Origin of the sequence: Prescottella agglutinans (assembly GCF_004011865.1) — a bacterium.
In the GTDB taxonomy this organism is placed as follows: domain Bacteria; phylum Actinomycetota; class Actinomycetes; order Mycobacteriales; family Mycobacteriaceae; genus Prescottella; species Prescottella agglutinans.
Genome location: NZ_RKLP01000005.1, coordinates 375,622 through 382,289 on the forward strand (window position 1 = coordinate 375,622; position 6,668 = coordinate 382,289).

Below are 6,668 nucleotides of genomic sequence, written 5' to 3' on the forward strand. Positions count from 1 at the left end.
ACGGTCCAGATCGGCAGGTCAGGCGAGCCGGACGGATCGGTCGGGTGAACGGAGCGGCACGCGGGTGTGTGGATACTGGCACGCATGAGTGAGCGCGCCGAGGGCACCGAACCCGACAAAAGCGGCGAACCCGCAGACTTTCGGGTCCATGTCGCGAACCAGGCCATCCGACTGTTCGCCGAACACGGGTACGAGGCGACGACCGTCGACCAGGTCGCGGCCGCCGCCGGCGTCTCGCGGCGCACCTTCTTCCGCCAGTTCCGGTCGAAGGAGGACGTGATCTTCGCCGATCACGAATCGCTGCTCGAGCAGGCGTCGGCGTACCTCGCGACCACCACCGAGGATCCGTGGGTGGCGGTGTGCGAGGCCGCCCGTCTGGTGTTCGACAGGTTCCGGGAGAACCGCGAACTGTCGGTCCGGCGATACCAGGTGGTCCAGCGGGTACCGGCGCTGCGCGAGCGCGAGTTGGTCACCGGGCACCGTTACGAACGGCTGTTCACCGACTACCTGCGTGGCGCGGTCCCGTCGGCGAAGCCTCTGGACGTCGTGGGTTTCGCGGCGTCCGTGACGGCGTGCCACAACTACCTGTTGCGGGCGATGATCCGGGGCGACGAGACCGCGACCCCGGCGGAGTTGCAGCGCACGCTCGCAGAGATCCGACGCAAGTTCCTGTCCGCGACCACAGGTCCCGACGCGGCGCCGACCTCGGCCGACGGGACCGCGGTGACGGTCGTGACGTACCCGGCCGGGACCCCGGCGGAGGAGGTGGCGCGGCGCGTGCGCCTGCAGTTGGAGGCGGCGTCACCACCGACGGCAACACCGGGCCCTTGACTGGCACTAAGTGCCATGGTTCACTGGGGCCATTCGTGGATCCACGTGCGCGATCGGCAATTGAACACCAGAAACATGCCGACGAGTACGCCACAGCACGACGAACAGCCGTGGCACTGAGTGCCCCAAGACACATGGTGTCACTCGCTGCCAGCAGACCGTTCACGAACAACCGACCGTCCTGCACACCCGAGGAGCGACCCCCATGGCCGGCAACCCCGATTTCCCCCTCTTCCAGCTGAACGAAGAGCACGACGAGCTGCGGGCCGCGATCCGCGCTCTCTCCGAGAAGGAGATCGCGCCCTACGCGAAGGAAGTCGACGAGCAGGCCCGCTTCCCGCAAGAAGCTCTCGATGCGCTCGTGAACTCGGGTTTCAACGCCATCCACGTGCCCGAGGCCTACGACGGGCAGGGCGCCGATTCGGTCGCCGCCTGCATCGTGATCGAGGAGGTCGCCCGCGTCTGCGGTTCGTCCTCGCTGATCCCCGCCGTCAACAAGCTCGGCACCATGGGCCTGATCCTCAAGGGATCCGAGGATCTCAAGAAGAAGGTGCTCCCCGAGATCGCCGCCGGCGCGATGGCGTCGTACGCCCTGTCCGAGCGTGAGGCCGGCTCCGACGCCGCGAGCATGCGCACCCGCGCGAAGGCCGACGGCGACGACTGGATCCTCAACGGCTCCAAGTGCTGGATCACCAACGGCGGCCAGTCCACCTGGTACACCGTCATGGCCGTGACCGACGCCGACAAGGGCGCCAACGGCATCTCCGCGTTCATGGTCCACAAGGACGACGAGGGCTTCGTCGTCGGCCCGCTCGAGCACAAGCTCGGGATCAAGGGCTCCCCCACCGCCGAGCTGTACTTCGAGAACTGCCGCATTCCGGGCGACCGCATCATCGGCGAACCCGGCACCGGCTTCAAGACCGCGCTCGAGACCCTCGACCACACCCGCCCCACGATCGGCGCGCAGGCACTCGGCCTGGCGCAGGGCGCGTTCGACGCGGCGGTGGCCTACACCAAGGACCGCAAGCAGTTCGGCAAGTCGATCGCCGACTTCCAGAACACCCAGTTCATGCTCGCGGACATGGCGATGAAGATCGAGTCGGCCCGCCTCATGGTCTACACCGCGGCCGCCCGCGCCGAGCGCGGCGAGAAGAACCTCGGCTTCATCTCGGCCGCCGCGAAGTGCCTGGCCTCGGACGTCGCGATGGAGGTCACCACCAACGCCGTCCAGCTCTTCGGTGGCGCCGGCTACACCACCGACTTCCCGGTCGAGCGCATGATGCGCGATGCGAAGATCACCCAGATCTACGAGGGCACCAACCAGATCCAGCGTCTGGTGATGTCACGCGCACTGCTCAAGTGATGCACAGTTCCGCTGCGACGGTTTCCGACCCCGCGGTCCCCGACGTTCAATGAGGGTGCGGGACCGGTGCCGTGACCGACGCAGAGGAGTTGAGTACACATGGGCTCGATCAGCGTGCTGGGCGAACTGGTAGACGTACTGGCCCAGTTGATGGCCCTCATGGGCGGTCAGGGCAACGGCGGGACCGGAGGTCTGGGCGGTCTCGGAGGTGGGGGCCTGGGAGGTCTCGGCGGCGGGGGCCTGGGCAGTCTCGGAGGTGGCAGCCTCGGCAGCTGACCGGTTCCACGACACCCGCTGTACCCGTCACCCCGGCGTCGGAGCTTCCGACGCCGGGGTGACGGGCGCCGAGCCACCAATAGCAGAATGAACCTTGACAGCATGTCGCCCGAACGGCGATGTGAAGAAACGACAGTGGAGATTCGACTGTGGAGCTAGTGGGTGTGATCGGCGGCGGCACGATGGGTGCCGGAATCGCCGAGGTGTGTGCCAAGGCCGGAAGCGACGTCCTGGTCCTCGAGACCAAGCAGGAGTTCGCCGACGCCGCCCAGGCGCGCATCGCCAACTCGATCGGCAAGGGCGTCGCCCGCGGCAAGATCACCCAGGAGGAGGCGGATGCCGCCATCGCCCGGGTGCGCGTGACCCTCGACATCAACGAGTTCGCGGACCGCGACCTCGTCATCGAGGCCGCCCCGGAGATCGAGGCCCTCAAGGCCGACATCTTCGGCAAGCTCGACAAGATCGTGAAGCCGTCCGGCATCCTGGCGACCAACACGTCGTCCATCCCGGTCATCAAGATCGCCAACGCGACCGAGCGTCCGTCGCAGGTCGTCGGCGTCCACTTCTTCAATCCGGTGCCGGTCATGCCGCTGGTGGAGATCGTGGTCAGCCTGGTCACCTCCGAAGAAACCGTTGCGGCGGTCACCGACTACGCGCGCAACACGCTGGGCAAGAAGGCCGTCCGTGCGGGTGATCGTGCCGGCTTCATCGTCAACGCACTGCTCATCCCGTACCTGTGCGATGCCGTCCGCATGCTCGAGTCGGGCTACGCGACCGCCGAGGACATCGACGAGGCCATGAAGGGCGGCTGCGGCTACCCGATGGGCCCGCTGACGCTGCTCGACACGGTCGGCCTGGACGTCGCGCTCGCCGCGGCCGAGTCGATGTACGCCGAGTTCGGCCAGCCCAATTACGCACCGCCGGCCCTGCTCCGCCGCAAGGTGGACGCCGGGCATCTCGGCAAGAAGGTCGGCCAGGGCTTCTACAGCTACAAGTAGCCCGCCGGAACCGTTGAAGCCCCCGTCGCCCTCCGGGCGGTGGGGGCTTTGCCGTTCGCGGGCACGGTGGTGTCGTCGCCCGGAAACGCGAGAACCTCCGGCCCTGCAACCGACGACGAGGACGGTGTGCGGGCCGGAGGTTCCGGCAGGAATTCAGCTCAGCTGAAGGCGTTCAGGGCGCCGACCAGGCCGAGGATGGCAGCAGCGCCGGAGAGAACGCCGCCGATGCCGCTGATGACCGGCTGGATCTGCTTGATCAGGGCGAGATCAGCGTCGGAAGAACCCATGACAAACTCCTCAAAGTGGATGTGTGTGTACGCACGCTCTGCGCGCGTCCGGTGTGTACTGCACGACGCCCACGAGAGTACGTAGTAGCGACCGCGCAGAGATTCTGCGAGACAGTCGATTTCGCTTCCGACCTGCTCGAATCTCCGTGAGTAATATTCACGTGACCCGGCAACGATCTTGGAACGATCGGGTGTCGAACAGGCGAACAGCAGCGGTCGAATCGGATCAGTCGCTCGACCGCGCGCGCAGCGCCCGGACGATGCCCGAGAGCGGGGTGGTCCCGTCCGAGAAGTCGTAGTTGCGTGTCCGCCGGTTCCCCAGGTTGAAGTAGACACCGGCGTGGCCGAACTCCGGAGGCACCGGATCCGAGGTGCACGTGTCGCTGACGATGCACGGATATCCGGCGAACATCGCGGCGATCCGCTTCCGGTTCGCCGCCGAGATCCGGAAGCCGGGGTCGATCAGCGAATCGAACTCCACCTGGAAGTACGCGACACCGGCGTCGACGAGTCGGTCCAGGTGCTCGAGGCTGTCGAGCAGGGACACGTCGTCCTTCAGGACGAAGAAGCCGTTCGCGATCTTCGGCACCGTCAGCCGGCGCAGGAGATCCAGTTGCTCGTCGGCCTGCGACACCTTCGCCGGATCCGCGGAGGTGAACTCGAAGTAGGCGGGCCGGAGCGAATCGACGGCGGCGACGACGTCTTCCTGCGTGTACCCCGCCGACGCGTCGACGTACAACGACGTCCGGGGGCCGATCGCCTCCTGCAGGGCGGCGAAGGCGCCCGCGTCGACCATCCGCCGGTCGGGCGTCCCCGGATCGCCCAGACAGATCCCCACAAGGTCCGCGTCGACCAGTTTCTCCGCCTCGGCGGGCGAGACGACCTGGTTCACCTTGATCACTGAAACCTCCTGGGCGCGCACCGACCCCTCGGATGGTAGGCGGGCCGGGGCCGACGAGGGTCGCAAGGATCCGTCGCCGGCCGACTCGGCCCCTCCTCGGCGATCCACCGGTACCACGTCGGGTGAACGCAATAATGTTGCTGGTATGCAACAGTTTCCGATTCGTTCTGTCGTACTCGGTGCGGGTGGCGTCGTCGGTACGGCCTGGATGGCCGGCCTGGCTACGGGATTGCGGGGTCTCGGGGTCGACCTCGCGGAATCCGATCTGACCGTCGGAACATCGGCAGGCGCGATCGTGGGCGCCGTGCTCGCCACCGGGAGAGATCCGTCCGAATTGGCGGAACCTCCTCGACCGACTTCCACCGACGTACAACTGCCGCCTGCCGACCCCCGAACGATCGGCAGAGTCTTCTCGATACTCGCGGACGAGAACCTCGAACCGGACGCCGCGCGACAACGTGTGGGGCAGATCGCGCTCGAGATGAGCGCAGAGCATGAGCAGGTACACGTCGAGCGGATGCAGAAGATGATCGGCTCACGGCACTGGCCGGACGCATCATTGCTGGTCGTGGCCGTCGATGCTCGATCGGGCAAGCGTGAGGTCTTCAGTAGGTTCGGAGAAGCTGCTCTGGCCGACGCCGTCGTCGCAAGCCGTGCCACACCGGGCTTCTACCCGCCGATGACCATCGGCGGTCGCCGGTTCATGGACGGGGGGATGCACTCGGCGACCAATGCCGACTTGGCGTCCAGCGCGCGACTGCTGATTGCCGTACATCCTCTCGCTCATCTCTTTCCCGCGACAGAACTCGAGTTGGAACTCCGGGAAGCGCAACCCGGAGAATCGGTTGTGATCCGCCCCGACGAACGGTCGATCGCGGCATTCGGAGGTGATCTGAACAGCCGCGCGAACTGGAGGCCGGCCTTCGAGGCGGGAGTCCTGCAGGCGAGAGCCGAAGCCGGCCGGCTCGAGCAGGTCTGGGTGGACGCGTCGTAGCTCGGAACGACGGAGGTCCCCGCACCCGTGGAACGGGCGCGGGGACCTCCGTGGATTCGGTCGAACCGGATCTCAGTCGTCGAGGATGGTGATCCGCCCCTCGACGGCGGCCCGGGCGATGGAGTCCCGCATCGCCGTGCAACTTCGGGAGCGCGCAGTCGGATCGTCCGACTCACCACCGAGTTCCTGACACGCGGCGCGCGCCTCGGCCGTCCACTGAACCGTGGTGTGCTGCCAGCTGTTCTTCGTCACCAGCACGCTGCACCCGCACCGGTCGCACTCGACGGGCTGCATGACTAGACCTGCTCCGCGGCGGCCCGGCGGGCGAGGTTGTCGGCCACTTCCCGCTTCCACGCCTCGACGGGCTTGGTGGTGTCGAGTTCGAACTCGAAGCGGTCGACCATGTCCGCGGTGACGTCGGCGACGTCGACGTAGAACTGCTCGTACCAGCGGCGCAGCTGGTAGACCGGGCCGTCCTCGTTGGTGAGCAGCGGGTTCTCGATGCGGGTCTTGTTCTTCCAGATCTCGATGTCCTGCTCGAACCCGACGCCGATGTAGCCGATCATCGCGTCCACCAACTGGTCCGCGATCTCCGCGGGGACCTGCTCGGTCTTCTTCACCGAGATGCCGTACATGAGCACGAACTTGTCCGGCGCGATCGGGTAGTGGCAGTTGATGAGCACCGATTCCACGTCGTACTTGTCGTAGTGGTAGACGAGGTCGTCGATCATGAACGACGGACCGTGGTACGCGGCGACGGACGTGTTGCCGACCAGTCTCGGCACGTCCGGGTCGGTCCACTCGGTGACGTCGTCGCGGCCGACGCCCTTCTGCTCCTGGATCGCGACGTGGCCCTCGAAGATGTTCTTGAAGTACGTCGGGAACGAGTAATGCACGTAGAAGAAGTGCGCCATGTCCACGACGTTGTCCACGATCTCGCGGCAGTTGGTGTCGATGACCAGCGACTTCCACTGCCAGTCGGTCCACTCCGCGTCGCCGGACCGCATCGCCGGGATCG

At 66.6% G+C, this 6,668-nt stretch carries 8 protein-coding genes and 1 pseudogene; 5 read left to right on the plus strand and 4 right to left on the minus strand.

Annotated elements, in window-relative coordinates:
- Positions 1-84 precede the first annotated feature (84 nt).
- The 4 genes from EGT67_RS12290 to EGT67_RS12300 all read left to right on the plus strand — a co-directional run bounded on the left by EGT67_RS12290 (position 85) and on the right by EGT67_RS12300 (position 3,468).
- Positions 85-831, plus strand: a complete 747-nt coding sequence (locus EGT67_RS12290; protein ID WP_127916348.1) for a TetR family transcriptional regulator — start codon at positions 85-87, stop codon at positions 829-831.
- Between the two features lie 205 nt (positions 832-1,036).
- The gene (locus tag EGT67_RS12295) at positions 1,037-2,194 is read left to right on the plus strand and encodes an acyl-CoA dehydrogenase (protein WP_127916349.1); all 1,158 of its coding nucleotides are present in this window, start codon (positions 1,037-1,039) and stop codon (positions 2,192-2,194) included.
- A 99-nt stretch (positions 2,195-2,293) separates the two neighbouring features.
- Positions 2,294-2,470, plus strand: a complete 177-nt coding sequence (locus EGT67_RS25075) for a hypothetical protein (protein ID WP_164877550.1) — start codon at positions 2,294-2,296, stop codon at positions 2,468-2,470.
- A 149-nt stretch (positions 2,471-2,619) separates the two neighbouring features.
- Entirely contained in the window at positions 2,620-3,468 is an 849-nt protein-coding gene (locus EGT67_RS12300) for a 3-hydroxybutyryl-CoA dehydrogenase (protein WP_127916350.1), read from the plus strand.
- A gap of 158 nt (positions 3,469-3,626) precedes the next feature.
- On the opposite strand, the gene EGT67_RS25460 is transcribed toward EGT67_RS12300, so the two are convergent.
- Both EGT67_RS25460 and EGT67_RS12305 read right to left on the minus strand, forming a co-directional pair.
- Positions 3,627-3,755 (minus strand): hypothetical protein, encoded by a 129-nt coding sequence (locus tag EGT67_RS25460; RefSeq protein WP_031937808.1) that lies wholly within the window; start codon positions 3,753-3,755, stop codon positions 3,627-3,629.
- 226 nt (positions 3,756-3,981) lie between these two features.
- The gene (locus EGT67_RS12305) at positions 3,982-4,656 is read right to left on the minus strand and encodes a hypothetical protein (RefSeq protein ID WP_127916351.1); all 675 of its coding nucleotides are present in this window, start codon (positions 4,654-4,656) and stop codon (positions 3,982-3,984) included.
- A 145-nt stretch (positions 4,657-4,801) separates the two neighbouring features.
- Between EGT67_RS12305 and EGT67_RS12310 the strand changes: the two genes are divergently transcribed.
- Positions 4,802-5,650, plus strand: coding sequence for a patatin-like phospholipase family protein (locus tag EGT67_RS12310; RefSeq protein WP_127916352.1), 849 nt, complete (start codon positions 4,802-4,804; stop codon positions 5,648-5,650).
- A gap of 72 nt (positions 5,651-5,722) precedes the next feature.
- Here EGT67_RS12310 and EGT67_RS12315 read toward each other — a convergent pair whose 3' ends face one another.
- Both EGT67_RS12315 and EGT67_RS12320 read right to left on the minus strand, forming a co-directional pair.
- The gene (locus tag EGT67_RS12315; RefSeq protein ID WP_127916353.1) at positions 5,723-5,944 is read right to left on the minus strand and encodes a hypothetical protein; all 222 of its coding nucleotides are present in this window, start codon (positions 5,942-5,944) and stop codon (positions 5,723-5,725) included.
- Between the two features lie 2 nt (positions 5,945-5,946).
- Positions 5,947-6,668 (minus strand): annotated as a pseudogene (locus EGT67_RS12320) (3-ketosteroid-9-alpha-hydroxylase); the annotation flags it as partial.